We start from the raw sequence: 19,840 nt of genomic DNA, 5'->3' as shown, positions 1-19,840 counted from the left end.
CGATCACATGTGGGGGCGGCCTGATCCGGGAGGGTGAGCCTGAGACTCTCGCAGCGTGCCTGCTCTCGCAGAGCCTCCGCGCACAGCGCTTCCAGGGCGGCGATGCCCGCGCTGTTCGCGTTGGCCGCCGCGAGCCGGGCCGCCTCGGCCTCCAGAAGCGTACGGACCGTGAGGAGCTGGTCGGCCTCCTCCTCCGTCGGCTCGTGCACGAACGCGCCCTGTGCGGGCCGCAGATCGACCCACCCCTCGGTGTTGAGCCGCTGCAGCGCCTCGCGCACCGGTTGCCGGGAGACCCCGAGATGCCCGGCGAGTTCGCTCTCGACGAGATGCTGGCCGGGCTGCAGCGCACGGGTGGTGATGAGTTCGAGCAGTGCCTCGTAGACACGGTCGCGCAGCGGACCCGGGCGTTCCAGCTTGGGTACCGCCCCTTGGGGCAGGCCTGTCGACAGCATCGCGGTCCCCCTCCTCGGCAGGGCCGTGCACAACGCGGCGCGAGCCGGTATCGCCGCAGAATAAGTATTGATTGTCTTTCGTCTACAGTCTACGGCCCACAACAGCCAGGGATTCGAGGAGTTGACCGCGTCACACCGCCCCGCCGCTCACGGGCAGCGCACGACCTGCCCGGCGTACGACAGGTTCCCGCCGAAACCGAACAGCAGTACAGGGTCGCCCCTGGTGATCGCCCCCCGCTCGACCAGCTTCGAGAAGGCCAGCGGGATGCTCGCGGCCGAGGTGTTGCCGGACTCCGTGACATCGCGCGCGACGACCGCGTTGACGGCGCCGATCTTCTCCGCGAGGGGTTCGATGATGCGCAGGTTCGCCTGGTGCAGCACGACTCCGGCGAGGTCGGCCGGCTCCAGCCCGGCCCGCTCGCAGGCCCGGCGTGCGATGGGCGGGAGTTGTGTGGTGGCCCAGCGGTAGACGCTCTGGCCCTCCTGGGCGAAGCGCGGCGGGGTGCCCTCGATGCGCACCGCGTGGCCCATGTCGGGCACCGAGCCCCACAGCACCGGCCCGATGGCCGCCTCGCCCGCGGCCTCCACCACCGCGGCCCCGGCCCCGTCACCGACGAGCACGCACGTGCTGCGGTCACTCCAGTCGGTCACCTCGGACATCTTGTCGGCCCCGATGACCAGCGCCCGGCTCGCGCCCCCCGCGCGAACGGCGTGGTCGGCGGTGGCCAGGGCGTGGGTGAACCCCGCGCACACCACGTTGAGGTCCATGGTGGCGGCCTGCGGAATGCCCAGGCGCGCCGCGACCCGGGCGGCCATGTTGGGCGAGCGGTCGACGGCGGTGGAGGTGGCGACCAGTACCAGGTCGATGTCCGCCGGGGTCAGCCCGGCCGCGGCCAGGGCCTTGGCGGCGGCGTGGGCGGCCAGTTCGTCGACCGGTTCGTCGGGTCCGGCGATGTGACGCGTGCGGATGCCCACCCGGCTCCTGATCCACTCGTCACTGGTGTCCACCAGGCCCGCCAGGTCCTCGTTGGTGAGGACCTTGGCGGGCTGGTAGTGGCCGACGGCGGCGATGCGCGAGCCGTTCATTGGGTGGATCCCCCTCGTTGCCTTGGGTAGCGGATCCTCCAGTCTGATCAGTGACTCACGGGTACGACGGCAGCCAAGGCAACAGGAAACGGGGGCCGGGGTTGTCAGCTTCGGTCAGGACCCAGGACGCCCGGGCACCTGTCGAACCCCTACCCGGTGAACAGCTGCGTGGCCTTCCGCACCAGTTCGTACAGCCCGTACGCGAGCGGTACCCCCACCCACACCCAGGCGAGGGCGATCAGCCACCGCCGGTCCGGGCTAGGCGGACTCTGACTGTTGTGGCTCGACACGGGCGGCCTCCTTCGGGGCGGGGACGTGGTGGCGGGGGTCGACGGGCCGGACCAGTTCGTTGGCGACGAAGCCGACGACGAGCAGCCCGATCATGATCACGAAAGACAGTCCGTACAGGGACGCGCCGTGCCGGCCCGCCTCCTCCTGCCGGTCGGCGATCCAGTTCACGATCAGCGGGCCGAGCACCCCGGCCGTGGACCAGGCGGTGAGCAGCCGCCCGTGGATGGCACCGACCTGGTACGTGCCGAACAAATCCTTCAGATAGGCGGGAACCGTGGCGAATCCACCGCCGTAGAAGGAGAGGATGACCAGCGCGCACAGGACGAACAGCGGTTTGGAGGAGTCGCCGAAGAGGGCGATGAGGGCGTACATCAGGGCGCCGACGCCCAGGTAGACGCGGTAGATGTTCTTGCGGCCGATGAGGTCGGACGTCGACGACCAGCCGATGCGGCCGGCCATGTTCGCGGCGGACAGCAGCGCGACGAAGCCGGCGGCGGCCGTCACGGACACCGGGGTGGAGGTGTCCGCGAAGAAGTCCGTGATCATCGGCGCGGCCTTCTCCAGGATGCCGATGCCGGCGGTGACGTTCGTGCAGAGAACGATCCACAGGAGCCAGAACTGGGGGGTGCGGATGGCCTGTTTCGCCGAGACCTGCGGGCCGGCGGGGGCTTGTCGCGCAGTTCCCCGCGCCCCTGGGGCATGACGCGGAACCCGGACCAGGAGCACGCCCAGCAGCATGAAGACGGCGTACGACAGCCCGTGCACGAGGAAGGCCAGCGCGATGCCGGAGCTGTCGCCGCCGAACGACTCCAGCATCTGGGCCGACCAGGGCGAGGCGATGAGCGCGCCGCCGCCGAAGCCCATGATGGCGATGCCGGTGGCCATGCCGGGCCGGTCCGGGAACCACTTGATCAGGGTGGAGACGGGTGAGATGTAGCCGATGCCGAGACCGATGCCGCCGACGAAGCCGTAGCCGAACACGATCAGCCAGTACTGCTCCAGGGACGCGCCCAGCGCGGAGAGCAGGAAGCCGGAGGAGAAGCAGATCAGGGCGACGGTCATCGCCCAGCGCGGGCCCTTGCGCTCCACGAGCGTGCCGCCGAACGCGGCGGACAGGCCCAGCATGACGATGCCCAGCTGGAAGGGCAGCGCGCTCTGGGTGCCGCTGAGGCCGAGCGCGGACTCCAGGGGCGGCTTGAACACGCTCCAGGCGTAGGCCTGGCCGATGGAGAGATGTACGGAGAGAGCGGCGGGCGGAACGAGCCAGCGGCTCCAGCCCGGGGGCGCGACTGGGGGACTCATGAACCCCGGACGGTAGGGATCCGCACGGGAGTTGGGAAGGCGGCACGTCGACCGTATGCGGCGAACGGTATCCGGCATGCGCCGAACGGTCGGTGCGCGCACCCTTGCCCACCCAACCTCCATACTGTAGACAATATTTCGTCGACACAAGCCGTCCCCGAGCCATACGCAACCCGTCGGGCGGCCGGACGGCAGCCACCTCCGCGGTATCCCTCAAACCGAACGGAGTGTTCCCGTGAAAGTCGCAGTTCTCGGCGCCGGTGCCATCGGCGCCTACGTCGGCGCCGCGCTCCACCGCGCGGGTGCCGAGGTGCATCTCATCGCCCGTGGACCGCATCTGGCGGCCATGAGGCAGCACGGAGTCCGGGTGCGCAGCCCGCGCGGCGACTTCACCGCGCGCCCCCACGCCACCGACGACCCGGCCGAAGTGGGCCCGGTCGACCATGTCTTCCTGGGCCTGAAGGCCAACGCGTACGCGGCGTGCGGGCCGCTGATCGCGCCGTTGCTGCACGAGACGACCTCGGTCGTCGCGGCCCAGAACGGCATCCCCTGGTGGTACTTCCACCGGCACGGCGGTCCGTACGACGGCCACCGTGTCGAGAGTGTCGACCCCGACGGCGCGGTCAGTGCGGTGCTCGCGCCCGAACGGGCCATCGGCTGTGTCGTCTACGCGGCGACCGAACTCGAAGGGCCGGGCACGGTCCGGCACTTGGAGGGCACGCGGTTCTCCATCGGCGAGCCCGACCGCAGCCGCTCCGCGCGCTGTCTCGCGTTCAGCGAGGCCATGCAGGCGGGCGGCCTGAAGTGCCCGGTCGAACCGGACCTGCGGGGCGACATCTGGGTCAAGCTGCTCGGCAACATCTCGTTCAACCCGATCAGCGCGCTGGCCCGCGCGACCATGCGGCAGATGTGCCTGCACGGCGGTACCCGCAGGGTCATCGAGATCATGATGACCGAGACGCTGGCGGTCGCCCAGGCCCTCGGCTGCGAGGTCGGTGTCTCCATCGAGCGCCGGCTCGCCGGTGCCGAGCGGGTCGGCGACCACCGCACCTCCACGCTCCAGGACCTGGAGCGCGGCAAGCCGCTCGAACTCGACGTGCTGCTCGCGGCGGTCGTCGAGCTGGCGGAGATCACCGGCGTGGAGGTGCCCACCCTGCGCACCGTGCACGCCATCTCGGACCTGCTCGCGCTGAGGAGCGCCGCATGAGGAAACGCGACCGGACCCCCAAGACCTACACCCGGCTCACCCACCCGCTCGTCCGGGACTCCCGCGACCAGCCGTTCCGGCAGGCCACCTGGGAGGAGGCCCTGGACCGGGCCGCCACGGGCCTCGGGCGCAACCGCGACGCCTTCGGCATGTTCAGCTGCGCCCGCGCCACCAACGAGATGAACTACGTGGCGCAGAAGTTCGCCCGCGTCGTCATGGGCACCAACAACGTCGACTCCTGCAACCGCACCTGTCACGCCCCGAGCGTGGCGGGCCTGTCGGCGGCGTTCGGCTCGGGCGGCGGGACGTCGTCGTACGAGGAGATCGAGCACACCGACGTCATCGTGATGTGGGGCTCGAACGCCCGGTTCGCGCACCCGATCTTCTTCCAGCACGTGCTGAAGGGGATCAGGAACGGCGCCCGGATGTACGCGGTCGATCCCCGCCGGACCTCGACCGCCGAGTGGGCGGAGAGCTGGATGGGGCTCAACGTCGGCACGGACATCCCGATGGCGCACGCGATCGGCCGCGAGATCATCCACGCGGGGCTCGCGAACGAGGCGTTCATCGAGCGGGCGACCAGCGGCTTCGAGGAGTACAAGGCCCTGGTCGAGCCGTGGACGCTGTCGCTCGCCGAGAAGGTGACGGGCGTACCGGCGGCGGCGATCCGCGAGCTGGCGCACGCCTACGCCCGTGCGGAGCGGGCCCAGTTGTGCTGGACCCTCGGCATCACCGAGCACCACAACGGCACCGACAACGTCCGCGCCCTGATCAACCTGTCCCTGCTCACCGGGCACGTCGGCCGCTACGGGTCGGGCCTGCAGCCCCTGCGCGGGCAGAACAACGTGCAGGGCGGCGGCGACATGGGCGCGATCCCCAACCGGCTGCCCGGGTTTCAGGACATCCTCGACGCGAGCGTCCGTCTGAAGTTCGAGTCGGCCTGGGACACCGTGATCCAGCCCCACTACGGCCTGAACCTCACGGAGATGTTCGAGGCGATGGAGGACGGCTCGCTGAGGGCCGTGTACTGCATCGGCGAGAACCCGGCCCAGTCCGAGGCGGACAGCGAGCAGGCCGTGCGGCGGCTGAAGGCGCTGGACTTCCTGGTCGTGCAGGACATCTTCCTGACGAAGACCGCCGAGCTCGCGGACGTCGTCCTGCCGGCCACCGCCGGCTGGGCGGAGACCGACGGCACGACCACCAACAGCGAGCGGCGGGTCCAGCGCGTCCGCAAGGCCGTCACCCCGCCCGGCGAGGCCCGCGAGGACATCGACATCATCTGCGAGCTCGCGGCCCGCCTCGGACACGACTGGAAGTACGCCGACGCCGAGACCGTGTGGAACGAACTGCGGTCCGTCTCGCCCGACCACTACGGCATGACGTACGAGCGCCTGGAGGAGCACCAGGGCATCCAGTGGCCCTGCCCGAGCACGGACGGCATCGAGCCGACCTATCTGCACGGCCGGCTGTGGGAGACCGACCCCGCCCGGCGGGGCCCGCTCGCGCCCTTCGGGATCGTGCAGCACGACCCGCCGGTGGACCTCACCGACGAGCGGTACCCGATCCGGCTCACCACCGGGCGGCGGCTCGACTCGTACAACACCGGTGTGCAGAGCGGCGGTTACGCCTCGCCGCTCAGGCGCGGTGAGTTCATCGAGCTGAGCCCGGAGGACGCCGAGCGCTACGGCGTCGTGGTCGGCGAGCACGTCCAGGTGACTTCGCGGCGCGGGTCGGTGACCGCGCCCGTGTGGGTGGACACCGCGCTGCGGCCCGGGCTCGCCTTCATGACCATGCACTTCCCGGACGAGGTGGACACCAATGCCCTGACGATCGAGGCGAACTGCCCGATCGCCGGGACGGCGGAGTTCAAGGCGTCGGCGATCCGGATCGAGAAGCTGCCCATCGCGACCATCGTGGGGTGAACGCACGTGGACCTGCACTTCGGTGACAGCAAACCGACGGACGAGGAACGGGCGGCCGTCGACGCCCTCCTCGGGCCTCCCGAGTCCTCCTGGGAGGGCGCCGCCCGCGACGAGATGCGAGCCGCCGATCTGAGGTGGGCACGGGGCGGGCGCGAGGCCCGGGACCGTCGCGACCTGTTGTTGCCGGGGCTGCACGCGGTCAACGACCGGATCGGCTGGATCAGCGAGGGCGCCCTCGACTACCTGTGCCGGCGGCTGACGGTGCCGCCGGCGGAGGCGTACGGGGTCGCCACCTTCTACGCCATGTTCTCGGTCAAGCCCCGTCCGGCGACCGTGCTGCACGTGTGCACGGACCTGGCGTGTGCGGCGGCCGGGGCGCCGGAGCTGTGCGCCGGGATCGAGGAGCGGCTGGGCCTCGGCAGCGGGGTGAGCGTCCAGCGCAGCCCGTGCCTGGGGCTGTGCGAACGCGCCCCGGCGGCGCTCGCCATCAAGGCGGGTGACCCGGTCCGCACGGCCGTCTCGGCACCGGCGACCGTCCACGACGCCGTGCTCGCCGCGAGCTCCCCGGACTCCGCGCCCGAAGAGCCACCGGCCGCGCTGGCGGTGCCCCAGGCGGGGCAGGGCGGGCTGATGCTGCTGCACCGCGTCGGGGTGGTCGACCCGTCGTCCCTCGACGACTACCGCGCCCACGGCGGCTACACCGCCCTGCGCCGGGCCTTCGAGCTGGGACCCGCCGGGGTCATCCGCGAGGTCACCGACTCGGGCCTGGTCGGGCGTGGCGGCGCCGCCTTCCCCACCGGCCGCAAGTGGCAGGCCACGGCGTCCCAGCCCGACCGTCCGCACTACCTCGTCTGCAACGCCGACGAGTCGGAGCCGGGCACGTTCAAGGACCGCGTGCTGATGGAGGGCGACCCGTACGCGCTGGTCGAGGCGATGACGATCGCCGGGTACGCGACCGGCGCCCACCAGGGCTACCTGTATCTGCGCGGGGAGTACCCGCGCGCCCTGCACCTGCTGGAGCACGCCATCGCGCAGGCCCGTGCCCGCGGGCTGCTCGGTGACGACGTCCTCGGGCAGGGGTACGCCTTCGACATCGAGATCCGGCGCGGCGCGGGCGCCTACATCTGCGGTGAGGAGACGGCCCTGTTCAACTCCATCGAGGGCTACCGGGGCGAGCCGCGCTCCAAGCCGCCGTTCCCGGTGGAGAAGGGCCTGTTCGGCAAGCCGACGGTCGAGAACAACGTCGAGACCCTGGTCAACGTCCTGCCGATCCTCACCATGGGCGCCCCGGCGTACGCGGCGATCGGCACCGGGCGCTCCACCGGGCCGAAGCTGTTCTGCGTGTCCGGGAGTGTGGAGCGGCCCGGTGTGTACGAGGTGCCGTTCGGCGCGACGCTCGGCGAAATGCTCACCCTGGCCGGGGTGCGCGAGGGGCTGCGGGCGGTGCTGCTCGGCGGGGCCGCGGGCGGGTTCGTCCGGCCCGACGAGCTGGACGTGCCGCTCACCTTCGAAGGGACACGGGAGGCCGGCACGACACTCGGCTCGGGGGTCGTCATGGCCTTCGACGACAGCGTGCCCCTGCCCCGGCTGCTGCTGCGCATCGCGGAGTTCTTCCGCGACGAGTCGTGCGGGCAGTGCGTGCCGTGCCGGGTCGGGACGGTCCGGCAGGAGGAGGCGCTGCACCGGATCGCGGAGCACACGGGCGCCGAGGCCGCCGGTGACATCGCGCTGCTGCGGGAGGTCGGCCGCGCCATGCGGGACGCCTCGATCTGCGGTCTCGGGCAGACCGCGTGGAACGCCGTGGAATCCGCCATCGACCGTCTGGGGGCGTACGAATGACCGTCACACCGCTGGGGATCCCGCGCCGCATGCTGGAGTTCACCATCGACGGCGAGGAGGCCCGGGTCCCCGAGGGTTCGACGATCCTGGAGGGCTGCCGGGCGGCCGGGAAGGACATCCCGACCCTGTGCGAGGGCGACACCCTGCGCCCGAAGAACGCCTGCCGGGTCTGTGTCGTCGAGGTCGAGGGGGCCAGGACACTCGTCCCGGCCTGCTCCCGCAAGGCCGAGCCGGGCATGGAGGTCCGTACGGACACCGAGCGCGCCCGGCACAGCCGCAAGGTCGTCCTCGAACTGCTCGCGTCCTCGGTCGACCTGTCGACGACGCCGAAGGTCGCCGGGTGGCTCAAGGAGTACGAGGCGAAGCCGGACCGCTTCGGCCCGGACGCGGCCCGCCTGAACGAGGAACCGAAGATCGACAACGACCTGTACGTCCGTGACTACGACAAATGCATCCTCTGCTACAAGTGCGTCGACGCATGCGGCGACCAGTGGCAGAACTCCTTCGCGATCTCGGTCGCCGGGCGCGGTTTCGACGCCCGGATCGCCGTGGAGCACGACGCGCCGCTGACCGACTCGGCGTGCGTGTACTGCGGGAACTGCATCGAGGTGTGCCCGACGGGGGCGCTGTCCTTCAAGTCCGAGTTCGACATGCGCGCCGCGGGTACCTGGGACGAGTCGCGGCAGACGGAGACGACCACGGTGTGCGCGTACTGCGGAGTGGGCTGCAACCTGACGCTGCACGTGCAGGACAATGAGATCGTGAAGGTCACCTCGCCGCACGACAACCCGGTGACCCACGGCAACCTCTGCATCAAGGGCCGCTTCGGCTACCAGCACGTACAGAACCGGGACTGATCAGGACATGGGACGAGTCACGGAACGACGCAAGGTGATCCGCATCCGGGACGGGGCGGTCTCCAGCCGCCCGGACACGCTCGTCGCCGAGGAGCCGCTGGAGATCCGGCTCAACGGCAAGCCGCTGGCGATCACCATGCGCACCCCGGGCGACGACTTCGCGCTGGCGGCGGGCTTCCTGGTGAGCGAGGGGGTGCTGGGCGCGCAAGGGGACCTGCGGAACATCGTCTACTGCGCGGGCGCAACGACCGACGGGCAGAACACGTACAACGTGGTCGACGTGCAGACGGCTCCGGACGTGGTGATCCCGGACATCACCCTGGAGCGCAACGTCTACACGACGTCGTCCTGCGGGTTGTGCGGCAAGGCGTCGCTGGACGCGGTGCGCACCACGGCCCGCTTCCCCATCGCCGACACTCCCCCGATCCGGATCTCCCCCGGGCTCCTCGCGAGCCTGCCCGACCGGCTGCGCGCGGCCCAGCGGGTCTTCGACCGGACGGGGGGCCTGCATGCCGCGGCCCTCTTCTCCGAGGAGGGCGAGCTGCTGGACGTCCGGGAGGACGTGGGCCGGCACAACGCGGTCGACAAGCTGGTGGGCCGCGCCCTGCAGAACGGGGAGCTGCCGCTGTCCCGGGCGGTTCTGCTCGTGTCGGGCCGGGCCTCCTTCGAGCTGGCGCAGAAGGCCGTGATGGCCGGCATCCCGGTCCTGGCAGCCGTGTCGGCGCCGTCCTCGCTGGCGGTGGACCTGGCCGCCGAGACGGGCCTGACGCTGGTGGGCTTCCTGCGGGGCAGCTCCATGAACGTGTACGCGGGTGAGGACCGGATCGCTCTGCGGGCCGCGGCCGCCCAGGGCTGAGCAGGTTCCTCCGCGACACGGCGGCGGGGCCCCGACCGGCGGGGAGCGCCCCCTGCGCCGCAGGGGCCCCGTCTCGGCCCCGCGCGCAGACCGGCGGGCCGGCCCCGGGTCCTCAGTCGGCCGTACCGGATATCCGGGCCAGCATCGCCGTGAACTGCTCCCGTTCGGCCGCCGACAGCGGCGCGAGCAGTTCGTCGTTGGCGGCGCGGGCCGCCTTCTCGCAACGCTTCAGCAGCCGGGCGCCGCGTGGGGTGAGGGACACCGCGTTCTTGCGGCGGTCCCGCGGGTCCGGCTCGCGTACCACCAGACCCGCCGACTGGAGGTCGTCGAGGACGCCGACGAGGTCCTTGGGGTCAAGCCGGACCCCGCGGCCGAGGTCGGCCTGGGCGACGGGGGCGAGGTCGCGGACGGCGGACAGCACCACGTGGTGCCACATCCGCATGTCCTCGTCCGCCAGCGCCTCGGCCACCAGGGCCCGGCCGCGGGCGGCGGCGCGGCCGAGCAGCCAGCTGGGCAGGGAGCGGATCGCGGGGAGGGGTGCTTCCGACATGGCCGCAGCCTAACCAAGAGATCGTTGGTTCTCCCTATGATCCTCCTATACGTTGGGCACCCTGAGATCTCATTGGGATCACCAACGACCCCGGAGGTGTGATGCGCCGCGTCCGCTACGAATCCCCAGGCGGCCCCCTCTTCGTGGAGGAAACACCGCTCCCCGTGCCCGGCCCCGGAGAGCTGCTCGTGCGCGCGGAGGCCATCGGCGTCACGCTCCCGGTCGTGCGCAAGGTCACCGAGGCGGCCGAACCGGTCCCGCTCGGCGGCGAGATCGCCGGGCAGGTCACGGCCGTCGGTGAGGGCGTCACCCGCTTCGGCACCGGCGACCGGGTGACCGGGCTCTGCCTCGGCCACGGCTACGCGGACTTCGCGGTGCTGCACGAGGCCATGGCCTCCCCGGTCCCCCCGGACGCGAGCGCCGTCGACGCGGTCGCCCTGGTCCGCAGCGGCCTGGTCGCCCTGGGCGCCCTGGAGGCGGCCCGCCCCGAGCCGGGCGAGGCGGCCCTGGTCACGGCGGCCGCGAGCGGTGTCGGCCAGTTGGCCGTGCAGCTGGCCAGGACGCGCGGCGCCGGACGCGTGGTGGGAGCCGTCTCCGACCCGGCCAAGGCCGACTTCGTGCGCGGTCTCGGCGCCGACCACGTCATCTCGTACGGCGACGCGAGCTGGGGAACACCGGTGGACTACGTCCTGGACGCGGTCGGCGGCGAGCTGCTCACCCGCGCCCTCCACGCACTCGTCCCCGAGGGGCGGCTGGTGGCATACAGCTCGGGCGGCGGTGCCATCCAGGCCTACGACCTGCTCGTGGGAGCCAAGTCGGTCATCGGGTTCCAGATGGCCCGCATCGCCCGCGGCAAGCCGGACCTGTACGAGCAGTGGCGTGAGGAACTGTGGCGGCTGTTCGCGGCAGGAGAGCTCAGGCCCGTCCTCCACGGGGAGTTCGCCCTGGAGGACGCGGCCAAGGCACACGCGGAGATCGAGGGGCGGTCCAACCTGGGCAAGGTCGTCCTGATCCCCTGACGCACGGTCCTTGTGGGGGGTCTGTGAGCCAAGTACCGTCTGTGGCCCACACATGGGACGTGGAATGTCCGAATGACCGGATGTCCGTTCCCATGATCCGGTGGTCCAGCCGACAGACGCATGAAGGGCAGGTCGCACCATGCCGTCAAGTCTTCGCGCACGTCTGAGATCCACCCTGACAGCCGCCGTCACGACCGGGGCGCTCCTCGCGCCCACAGCTGTGGCGCACAGCCGGCCCGCCACGGCCTTACCGGAGTTCGACCAGCAGGTGCTCTTCAAGGCGTCCCAGGATCCGGGCTACGCCTGCTTCCGGATCCCGGCGATGGTGCGCACCACCGGCGGCACCCTGCTCGCCTTCGCCGAGGGCCGTGTCCTCAACTGCGGTGACGCGGCCGACATCGACATCGTCGTCAAGCGCTCCACCGACGGCGGCCGCACCTGGGGGCCGCTCCAGGTCGTCACCGAGGGCGCGGGCGACACGCACGGCAACCCGGCGCCCGTCGTGGACCGCAGGACGGGCCGGATCCTGCTCGCCGAGACGTACAACACCGGCCGTACGGACGCCGGCAACTGCACCGTCCCCTGCGACCGCACCCCGCACCTGCAGTACAGCGACGACGACGGCCGTACCTGGTCCAAGCCGCGCGATCTGAGCGGCGAGATCCTGCCCGAGGACTGGAACTCCTGGTACGCGACCGGTCCCGTGCACGGCATCCAGCTGACCCGCGGCAAGCACGCCGGGCGGCTCGTGTTCGGCGTCAACACCGAGACGTGGAACGGCACCCGGGTCTCCGCCAACCACGCCGCGCTCGTCGTCAGCGACGACGGCGGCGACTCCTGGCGGGTCGGCGCCACGGACACCTGGCCCATAGCGCAGGACGGCACGTTCCGGCAGAAGCCGTCCGAGGTGACGCTCACCGAACGCCCCGACGGCGCCCTGCTCGTCAGCGGCCGGGAACAGGACGGCACCGACCTGGGCCACCGCTCACAGACCCTCAGCCTCGACGGCGGCGACAGCTTCGCCGCGCCCTTCCGCGACCTGCCGGACCTGTACACCCCGCAGGTCCAGGGCGCGACGCTGCGCCTTCGCGACCGGTTGCTGCTGTCCGCTCCGGCCGACCCCGACCGCCGCCGCACGATGATGGTCCGCTCCTCCTACGACGGCGGGCGCACCTGGGAGAGCGTGGACCGGGGCACGGTCGTCACCACGGACTGGTCCGGCTACTCCGACATGGCGGCCCTGGGCGACTCGACGGTGGGGCTGCTGTACGAGGGCGGCGCGGTCGACGCGCGCGACGAGATCCGCTTCGCCCGCTTCACCGAGGACTGGCTGAAGCCACGCCGTGGCGCCGACCCGACCACGCGTGACGCGGCGGCGGGCGGCAGGCCCGCGGCCGTGCTCGGCGGTGCCGCACGGACGGACGGTGCCCGGGGCGGCGCGCTGTCCTTCGACGGCGCCGACGACGCCGTCCGGCTCCCGTACCGGTCCGGACTGCCGCTCGGGGAAGGGGACTTCACGGCGTCGCTGCACTTCCGCTACACGGCCACGGCCGGCGAGCAGCCCTTCCTGTGGATGGGCGGTATCGGCAGCACCCAGCCGCAGATCTGGCTGCGCGGGGAACCCGCGAGCGACCGGGTCCGGGCGCTGATCACCACCAGGTCGGGCGCGACGACCGTCAGGTCGGCCTCGGTGTGGACCGAGGGCGCCCACAACGACGGCCGCTGGCACCATCTGGCGCTGCGCCGGGGCGGCGGGCGGCTGACGCTGTTCCTCGACGGCACGCCGCTCACCACCGCTGACGTGCCGGGCTCGGTCAGCCGCAACTCGCCGTTCGGCGTGCACATCGGCCAGCGCATGGACAGCCGGGCGTTCCTCACCGGGTCGATCGACGACGTCCGGGTGTGGAACCGGGCGCTGAGCGACGAGGAACTGGCCTCCGGTGCCTCGGGCGCGGCCTCCCGGGGCACGGTGCTGTGGCTGCCCATGGACCGGGTGAGCGGCAGCAACTAACGTCACTGGGCGTGCCCGACGACTCAGGAGCATCACGAGCACGACAGCGCACGGGAACCGGGATCGGCCTGCTGCTGGTCCTGGTTCTCGGCGCGGCGCTGCTCATCGCCCTGCCCGGCGACGACGGTCCGGACGACGACACCTGTCAGGCGCTCACCGTCGGCTCCTGGGACACGGACGACGCCCTCGACGCCGAATTCGCCCGCTACGGCGACGACGCGAGCCGCACGGACGACTGGACGGGCGGCGACGGCACCCACTCGGTGCGGTTGCCGGACGGCCGGGTGCTGTGGCTGTTCTCGGACACCTACCTGGGCCGGGTGTACGGCCCGCCCAACCCGCACGGCGAGTCCTACGCCTGGCGGGACGCCGGCACGCCGCTGGTGCGCAACTCGGCCGTGCTGATGCGCGACGGCCGCCTCGAATCCACCCTGCCCGCCCCGCTGTTCGCCGACCCGGCACCGAATCAGTGGCGCTGGCCGGTCGCCGCACGCGTCGAACCCCGCTCGCCCGGCTCCTCGGAGCGAGTCGTCCGGGTGCTGCTGTGGGTGCGCACGGCAGGGCAGGCCCCCTGGATCTACGGCGTGCCCACCGCGACCGAGGTCGCCACGCTGTCGCTGCCCGGGCTGCGCCTGGAGTCGATCACCGAGGTTCTCGACCAGCGGCCGGTCGCCGACCCGTCCCGGCGGGTGCTGTTCGGCACGACGCTGGTCGAGGAGGACGGCTGGACCTATGTGTTCGGCGGTGACGACGGCCGGCCCGCCTCCCGCCCCGTCTCGCACGCGTACGCGGCCCGTGTCCCGGCGGGCCGGCTCGCGGACCCGGCCGCCTGGCAGTACTGGAGCGGCTCGGCGTGGGTGCCCCGCGCCCGCCCCCGGCCGGTGCTCGGGGACGGGCGGCGCAAGGGCGTGGGCAGCGCGTTCTCGGTCGTCCGGGAGGGCGGTACGTACGTGCTGTTCACGATGGCCGCCGGTGCGAAGGGGCTGACCACCGTGGCGTCCTACTGGGCCTGCTCCCCGGCCGGGCCGTGGCACGGCCCCGCGAAGGAGTTCGGCCCGCCGCTGCCGCAGGGGCAGGTGGCCGCCTACAACCCGCAGGCGCACCCGGTGCTGAGCGGCGACGGGCGGCTCGTCCTGAGCTACGACGTCAACTGGCTGGAGACGACGGGCGCCGCCGACCGGCTCAGCCGGAACGTGTCCCTGTACCGGCCACGGTTCGTGTCGTTGCGACTGGCTGCGGTGCGGTGACCTCCGCCGCCGCCTCCCGCGCGCGACGCTTGGCGATCACCGCGCACACGATGAGCTGCATCTGGTGGAAGAGCATCAGCGGCAGCACGGCGAGCGCCGCCTGCGCGCCGAACAGGACGCTCGCCATGGGCAGTCCGGCCGCCAGGGACTTCTTCGAGCCGGCGAACTGGATCGCGATCCGGTCCGCCCGGCCGAAGCCCAGCGCCTTGCCGCCGTACCAGGTGAGCAGCAGCATCACGGCGAGGATCACGGCCTCCACGACGGCCAGGCCGCCCAGCCGCGCCGGGCTGACCTGGTGCCAGATGCCCTGAACCATGCCCGCACTGAACGCGGTGTAGACGACGAGCAGGATCGAGCCGCGGTCCACCAGGCCGAGGACCTGCTTGTGGCGCGTGACGAAGCCGCCGATCCAGCGGCGCAGCAACTGCCCGGCGAGGAACGGCACCAGCAGTTGCAGCACGATCTTCAGCAGCGAGTCGGCGGAGAATCCGCCGCCGCTGCCGCCGAGCAGCGAGGCCGCGAGCAGCGGGGTGGCGACGATGCCGACGAGGGAGGAGAAGGAGCCCGCGCAGATCGCGGCCGGCACGTTGCCACGGGCCATCGAGGTGAAGGCGATCGACGACTGGACGGTCGACGGGACCAGGGTGAGGAAGAGCAGGCCCTGGTAGAGCGGGTGCGTCAGGATCACCGGCACCAGTCCACGGGCCGCGAGCCCGAGCAGCGGGAAGACCAGGAAAGTGCAGGCCAGGACCGTAACGTGCAGCCGCCAGTGCCGCAGTCCGTCGAGCGCCTCACGCGTGGACAGCCGGGCGCCGTACAGGAGGAAGAGGAGGGCGACAGCCGCCGTGGAGGCACCCGAGGCGACATCGGCGGCCGGTCCGCGCGCCGGGAACAGCGCGGCGAGGCCCACCGTCCCGAGGAGGAGCAGGATGTAGGGGTCGATCGGCATCCAATGCGGCCAGCGCAGGCGTTTCACGGTGCTCCACTTGCTTTGGTACTTCGGTCGGTCCTGGGGCCGTAGCGGCCCCCTTCCATCCTGCTGCCCCGACCGGCGATCGGGAATCCCGCATGCCGCTCTCACTGTCATCGCGTTTCGCGATAACCTGGGGCTCATGTACGACCCGTCTCATCTGCGCACGTTCCTGTCGGTGGCGCAGACGCTGAGCTTCACACAGGCCGCGCGGCGGCTCGGGGTGCGGCAGTCGACGGTCAGCCAGCACGTGCGGCGCCTGGAGGACGCCACCGGGCGGACGCTGTTCACCCGGGACACGCACTCCGTGGAGCTGACCGAGGACGGCGAGGCCATGCTCGGCTTCGCCCGCCGGATCCTGGAGGTGCACGAGCATGCGGCGGCGTTCTTCACGGGCACCCGGCTGCGCGGCCGGCTGCGCTTCGGCGCCTCGGAGGACTTCGTGCTGACCCGGCTGCCCGAGATCCTGGAGGGCTTCCGGCACGAGCACCCGGAGGTCGACCTGGAGCTGACGGTCGAGCTGTCGGGCACGCTGCACGAGCAGCTGGCCGCCGGGAAGCTGGATCTGGTCCTGGCCAAGCGGCGCCCCGAGGACCCACGGGGCGAGCTGGTCCGGCACGACCGGCTGGTGTGGATCGGCGCGGAACGCCTCCGGCTCGACCCGGACCGTCCGGTGCCGCTCATCGTCTACCCGCCGCCCGGCATCACCCGCGCCCTCGCCCTGGAGGCCCTGGAGCGACAGGGCCGCGACTGGCGCGTGGTGTGCACCAGCGGCAGCCTCAACGGCCTCGTCGCGGCGGCCCGGGCCGGTCTCGGCGTGATGGCCCACTCCCGCGGCCTGATCCCGCCGGGTCTGGTCCGGGTCCCCGACCGGGCGGGGCTGCCGGAACTGGGGCAGGTCGACTTCGTCCTGGTCCACGGTCGGCGCCGCCCCTCCGCCCAGGGCGCGGCGGACGCCCTGGCGGCGGCCGTCCTGGCCGGCGGGGACCGGCTGCAGCGCAGCGAGCGCAAGGGTCTGTGACCTGGCCGGTCAATCGCCTCCGAGGGCAGCAGAGTGACAGAATCCGCCGCCGTCCCGCTGACAGAAGGGACCCCCTTCGACGGCGCGTCTCGCCACGGCCGGACTCGTACAGATTCGGTGGAGATTACGGCACCGAAACTTACTCAACCGTCAGGTTTGTGTCCGACCCTTCCCCATGTGAGCGCTTTTTCCCTCGCTGACCAGCGCGGACCGGAGCGGTGCGCGCTTCCGTACCCCCTCCCGTCCCCTGGCCGGGTGGGGTAGCTTTCACGGCGCTGTGCGGGGCGTCACTCGACAAGAGCGCTGAGGAACGGGGAGCGGGGTTTGCGCGAGTTCACCAACCCTCCGTTGGCGTTGGCACCTCCGGTGGGCGGTCTGGCCGACGTGGTCTTCGAGCATGCCCAGGAGGACCCGCAGCACATCGCGCTGGGCCGCAAGGACGACTCCGGTCAATGGCAGGACGTCACCAGCGCCGAGTTCCGCGACGAGGTGCTCGCCCTGGCCAAGGGCCTGCTGGCGAGCGGCATCCGGTTCGGCGACCGGGTCGCGATCATGTCCCGCACGCGCTACGAGTGGACCCTCTTCGACTACGCGCTGTGGACGGTCGGCGCCCAGGTCGTGCCGGTCTATCCGACGTCCTCGGCCGAGCAGTGCTTCTGGATGCTCTACGACGCCGAGGTGACGGCCGCGGTCGTGGAGCACGAGGACCACGCGATGACGATCGCCACCGTCATCGACCGGCTCCCCCGCTTGCACCGGCTGTGGCAGCTGGACTCCGGTGCCGTGCACGAGCTGTACGACGCGGGCGCGCACCTCGACGACGAGGTGGTGCACCGCCACCGGCAGGCCGTCACACCCGACTCGGTCGCCACGATCATCTACACCTCGGGCACCACCGGCCGTCCCAAGGGCTGTGTCATCACGCACGGCAACTTCATGTACGAGGCGGACACCGTCATCGAGCGCTGGGAGCCGGTGTTCCACTCCCGGCGCGGTGACGAGGCGGCGACCCTGCTGTTCCTGCCGCTCGCCCACGTCTTCGGGCGGATGGTCCAGGTCGCCGGGATCCGCGGCAAGGTGAAGTTCGGCCACCAGCCGCAGCTGAACGCGGCGGCCCTGCTGCCGGACCTTGCCGCGTTCAAGCCGACGTTCTTCCTGGCCGTGCCGTACATCTTCGAGAAGGTGTTCAACGCGGCCCGCCGCAAGGCCGAGAAGGAGGGCCGCTCCGGCCCCTTCGAGAAGGCCGTCGACATCGCGATCAAGTACGCGGACGCGATGGAGGCCAAGGCCTGGGGCACCGGCCCCGGCCCGTCTGCGGGCCTGCGCATGCAGCACCAGCTGTTCGACAAGCTCGTCTACACCAAGATCCGCGCCGCCATGGGCGGCCGCATCAAGCACGCCATGTCCGGCGGCTCGGCGATGGACCGCCGCCTCGGGCTGTTCTTCGCCGGGGCGGGCGTCCACATCTACGAGGGCTACGGCCTGACCGAGTCCACGGCGGCCGCGACCGCCAACCCGCCCGGGCGCACCCGGTTCGGCACGGTGGGGCAGCCCATCCCGGGCATGACCGTGCACATCGCGGACGACGGCGAGATCTGGCTGCACGGCGAGAACGTCTTCCAGGGGTACCTCAACAACCAGAAGGCCACCGACGCGACCCTGCACGACGGCTGGCTCGCCACGGGCGACCTCGGCGCGCTGGACGAGGACGGCTTCCTCACCATCACCGGCCGCAAGAAGGAGATCCTGGTCACGTCCGGCGGGAAGAGCGTTTCCCCCGGTGTGCTGGAGGAACGCGTCCGGGACCATCCGCTGGTCAACCAGTGCATCGTCGTCGGCAACGACCGCCCGTACATCGCCGCCCTGATCACCCTCGACCAGGAGGCCGTGGAGCACTGGCTGGCCATGCGGTCCAAGCCGCAGATGTCCGCGGCGGAGCTGGTGCGCGACGCGGATCTGGAGACGGAGGTGCGCCGCGCGGTGGTCGCCGCCAACACCCTCGTCTCGCAGGCCGAGTCGATCCGCACCTTCCGCATACTGGCCCAGCCGTTCACGGAGGAGCACGGGCTGCTGACGCCGTCCCTCAAGCTGAAGCGGAAGGCCATCGAGAAGGCGTACGAGAACGAGGTCGAGGCGCTCTACCGGGCGTGACCTCCACCCCGCGGGGCAGGTGTGGCTTCGGAATCTCCCGTCAGGAATGCATCACCGCCCGTGATCGTTGACGATGGGAGCACACTGACCACTTACCGAAGGATCGAGAGCTCGTGAGCAAGGTCCCCCCGATCATCCTGAACAACGGCGTCGAGATGCCCCAGCTGGGCTTCGGCGTCTGGCAGGTGCCGGACGACGAGGCCGAGACGGCCGTCGGGACGGCACTGGAGGCCGGGTACCGCAGCATCGACACCGCGGCGATCTACGGCAACGAGGAGGGCACCGGCAAGGCCATCGCCGCAGCCGGTCTGCCCCGCGAGGAGCTCTTCGTCACCACGAAGCTCTGGAACGCCGACCAGGGATACGACTCCACGCTGCGCGCCTTCGACACGTCGCTGAAGAAGCTCGGCCTGGACTACGTCGACCTGTACCTGATCCACTGGCCGACGCCGGAGCGGGGTCTGTACGTCGACACCTACAAGGCGTTCGAGAAGCTGCACGCCGACGGCCGGATCCGGGCCATCGGTGTCTCCAACTTCCTTCCCGAGCACCTGGAGAAGCTGATCGGCGAGACGTCGGTCGTCCCGGCGGTGAACCAGATCGAGCTGCATCCGCACCTGCAGCAGGGCGTCTCCCGCGAGTTCCACGCGGAGCGGGGCATCGCCACGGAGGCCTGGTCGCCGCTCGGCCAGGGCAAGGGCCTGCTGGAGGTCCCGGCGATCGTGGCCATCGCCCGCAAGCACGACCGCACCCCGGCCCAGGTCGTGCTGCGCTGGCACATCCAGCTGGGCAACGTGGTGATCCCGAAGTCCGTGACGCCGTCGCGGATCAAGGAGAACATCGAGGTGTTCGACTTCAGCCTCGACGACGAGGACCTGGCGGCGATCAGCGCGCTGAACGAGGACCGGCGCATCGGCCCGGACCCCGCCGAGTTCAACGGCGCCTGAGCCGCACCGGCAGCACCCGGGCCCGGATCCCCCTCGCACGGGGCCGCACCCCGGCAGCGCCCCGGCCCTGAGCCCCCCGAGGGGCCCGGGCCGGGGCGCTGTCGTTCCGGGG

At 71.6% G+C, this 19,840-nt stretch carries 17 protein-coding genes; 11 read left to right on the top strand and 6 right to left on the bottom strand.

What is annotated here, in order from left to right; translation table 11 throughout:
- The 4 genes from ABT116_RS26905 to ABT116_RS26890 form a co-directional block, all read right to left on the bottom strand.
- The coding region (locus ABT116_RS26905; RefSeq protein ID WP_351638826.1) for a GntR family transcriptional regulator at window positions 1-452 on the bottom strand (452 nt) is incomplete at its 3' end.
- 147 nt (window positions 453-599) lie between these two features.
- Window positions 600-1,538 (bottom strand): beta-ketoacyl-ACP synthase III, encoded by a 939-nt coding sequence (locus ABT116_RS26900; RefSeq protein WP_351638824.1) that lies wholly within the window; start codon window positions 1,536-1,538, stop codon window positions 600-602.
- A gap of 149 nt (window positions 1,539-1,687) precedes the next feature.
- Window positions 1,688-1,828, bottom strand: coding sequence for an MFS transporter small subunit (locus ABT116_RS26895; RefSeq protein WP_351638821.1), 141 nt, complete (start codon window positions 1,826-1,828; stop codon window positions 1,688-1,690).
- On the bottom strand, window positions 1,797-3,131 hold the full coding sequence (locus ABT116_RS26890) for an OFA family MFS transporter (RefSeq protein ID WP_351638819.1): 1,335 nt from the start codon (window positions 3,129-3,131) through the stop codon (window positions 1,797-1,799). The genes ABT116_RS26895 and ABT116_RS26890 overlap by 32 nt, the downstream gene beginning before the upstream one ends.
- A gap of 235 nt (window positions 3,132-3,366) precedes the next feature.
- On the opposite strand from ABT116_RS26890, the gene ABT116_RS26885 reads away from it, so the two are divergent.
- Genes ABT116_RS26885 through fdhD form a run of 5 tightly spaced genes read left to right on the top strand, consistent with a single transcriptional unit; the run spans window position 3,367 to window position 9,812 of the window.
- Complete coding sequence (locus ABT116_RS26885; RefSeq protein WP_351638817.1) at window positions 3,367-4,338, top strand: 2-dehydropantoate 2-reductase; 972 nt, start codon at window positions 3,367-3,369, stop codon at window positions 4,336-4,338.
- Complete coding sequence (locus ABT116_RS26880) at window positions 4,335-6,260, top strand: molybdopterin oxidoreductase family protein (protein ID WP_351638814.1); 1,926 nt, start codon at window positions 4,335-4,337, stop codon at window positions 6,258-6,260. Before ABT116_RS26885 ends, ABT116_RS26880 begins: the two co-directional genes overlap by 4 nt.
- Window positions 6,261-6,266: 6 nt before the next feature.
- Entirely contained in the window at window positions 6,267-8,099 is a 1,833-nt protein-coding gene (locus ABT116_RS26875; protein WP_351638811.1) for an NAD(P)H-dependent oxidoreductase subunit E, read from the top strand.
- The gene (locus ABT116_RS26870; RefSeq protein WP_351638809.1) at window positions 8,096-8,956 is read left to right on the top strand and encodes a 2Fe-2S iron-sulfur cluster-binding protein; all 861 of its coding nucleotides are present in this window, start codon (window positions 8,096-8,098) and stop codon (window positions 8,954-8,956) included. Before ABT116_RS26875 ends, ABT116_RS26870 begins: the two co-directional genes overlap by 4 nt.
- A 7-nt stretch (window positions 8,957-8,963) precedes the next feature.
- Complete coding sequence (fdhD, locus tag ABT116_RS26865) at window positions 8,964-9,812, top strand: formate dehydrogenase accessory sulfurtransferase FdhD (RefSeq protein ID WP_351638806.1); 849 nt, start codon at window positions 8,964-8,966, stop codon at window positions 9,810-9,812.
- Between the two features lie 112 nt (window positions 9,813-9,924).
- On the opposite strand, the gene ABT116_RS26860 is transcribed toward fdhD, so the two are convergent.
- A complete protein-coding gene (locus ABT116_RS26860) occupies window positions 9,925-10,362 on the bottom strand; it encodes a MarR family winged helix-turn-helix transcriptional regulator (RefSeq protein WP_351638803.1) in 438 nt (145 codons plus the stop codon).
- A 101-nt stretch (window positions 10,363-10,463) separates the two neighbouring features.
- Here ABT116_RS26860 and ABT116_RS26855 point away from each other — a divergent pair, with 101 nt between their 5' ends.
- The 3 genes from ABT116_RS26855 (at window position 10,464) to ABT116_RS26845 (ending at window position 14,639) form a co-directional block, all read left to right on the top strand.
- Complete coding sequence (locus ABT116_RS26855) at window positions 10,464-11,381, top strand: quinone oxidoreductase family protein (RefSeq protein WP_351638800.1); 918 nt, start codon at window positions 10,464-10,466, stop codon at window positions 11,379-11,381.
- Between the two features lie 139 nt (window positions 11,382-11,520).
- Window positions 11,521-13,392 carry an exo-alpha-sialidase gene (locus ABT116_RS26850; protein WP_351638796.1) on the top strand — a complete coding sequence of 624 codons (1,872 nt, stop codon included), beginning with the start codon at window positions 11,521-11,523 and terminating at the stop codon, window positions 13,390-13,392.
- 11 nt (window positions 13,393-13,403) lie between these two features.
- Window positions 13,404-14,639, top strand: coding sequence for a DUF5005 domain-containing protein (locus ABT116_RS26845; protein ID WP_351638794.1), 1,236 nt, complete (start codon window positions 13,404-13,406; stop codon window positions 14,637-14,639).
- Here ABT116_RS26845 and ABT116_RS26840 read toward each other — a convergent pair.
- Entirely contained in the window at window positions 14,575-15,588 is a 1,014-nt protein-coding gene (locus ABT116_RS26840) for a bile acid:sodium symporter family protein (protein ID WP_351638831.1), read from the bottom strand. The genes ABT116_RS26845 and ABT116_RS26840 overlap by 65 nt on opposite strands.
- Window positions 15,589-15,751: 163 nt before the next feature.
- Here ABT116_RS26840 and ABT116_RS26835 point away from each other — a divergent pair, with 163 nt between their 5' ends.
- The 3 genes from ABT116_RS26835 to ABT116_RS26825 all read left to right on the top strand — a co-directional run bounded on the left by ABT116_RS26835 (window position 15,752) and on the right by ABT116_RS26825 (window position 19,728).
- The gene (locus tag ABT116_RS26835; protein WP_351638791.1) at window positions 15,752-16,630 is read left to right on the top strand and encodes a LysR substrate-binding domain-containing protein; all 879 of its coding nucleotides are present in this window, start codon (window positions 15,752-15,754) and stop codon (window positions 16,628-16,630) included.
- A gap of 324 nt (window positions 16,631-16,954) precedes the next feature.
- Window positions 16,955-18,781, top strand: coding sequence for an AMP-dependent synthetase/ligase (locus ABT116_RS26830; protein WP_351638789.1), 1,827 nt, complete (start codon window positions 16,955-16,957; stop codon window positions 18,779-18,781).
- A gap of 155 nt (window positions 18,782-18,936) precedes the next feature.
- Window positions 18,937-19,728, top strand: a complete 792-nt coding sequence (locus ABT116_RS26825; RefSeq protein ID WP_351638828.1) for an aldo/keto reductase — start codon at window positions 18,937-18,939, stop codon at window positions 19,726-19,728.
- The last annotated feature ends 112 nt before the right edge of the window (window positions 19,729-19,840 follow it).

Origin of the sequence: Streptomyces sp. NPDC002130, from assembly GCF_040296465.1 — a bacterium.
GTDB lineage: Bacteria > Actinomycetota > Actinomycetes > Streptomycetales > Streptomycetaceae > Streptomyces.
This window is presented reverse-complemented; position numbering and strand designations above follow the sequence as displayed.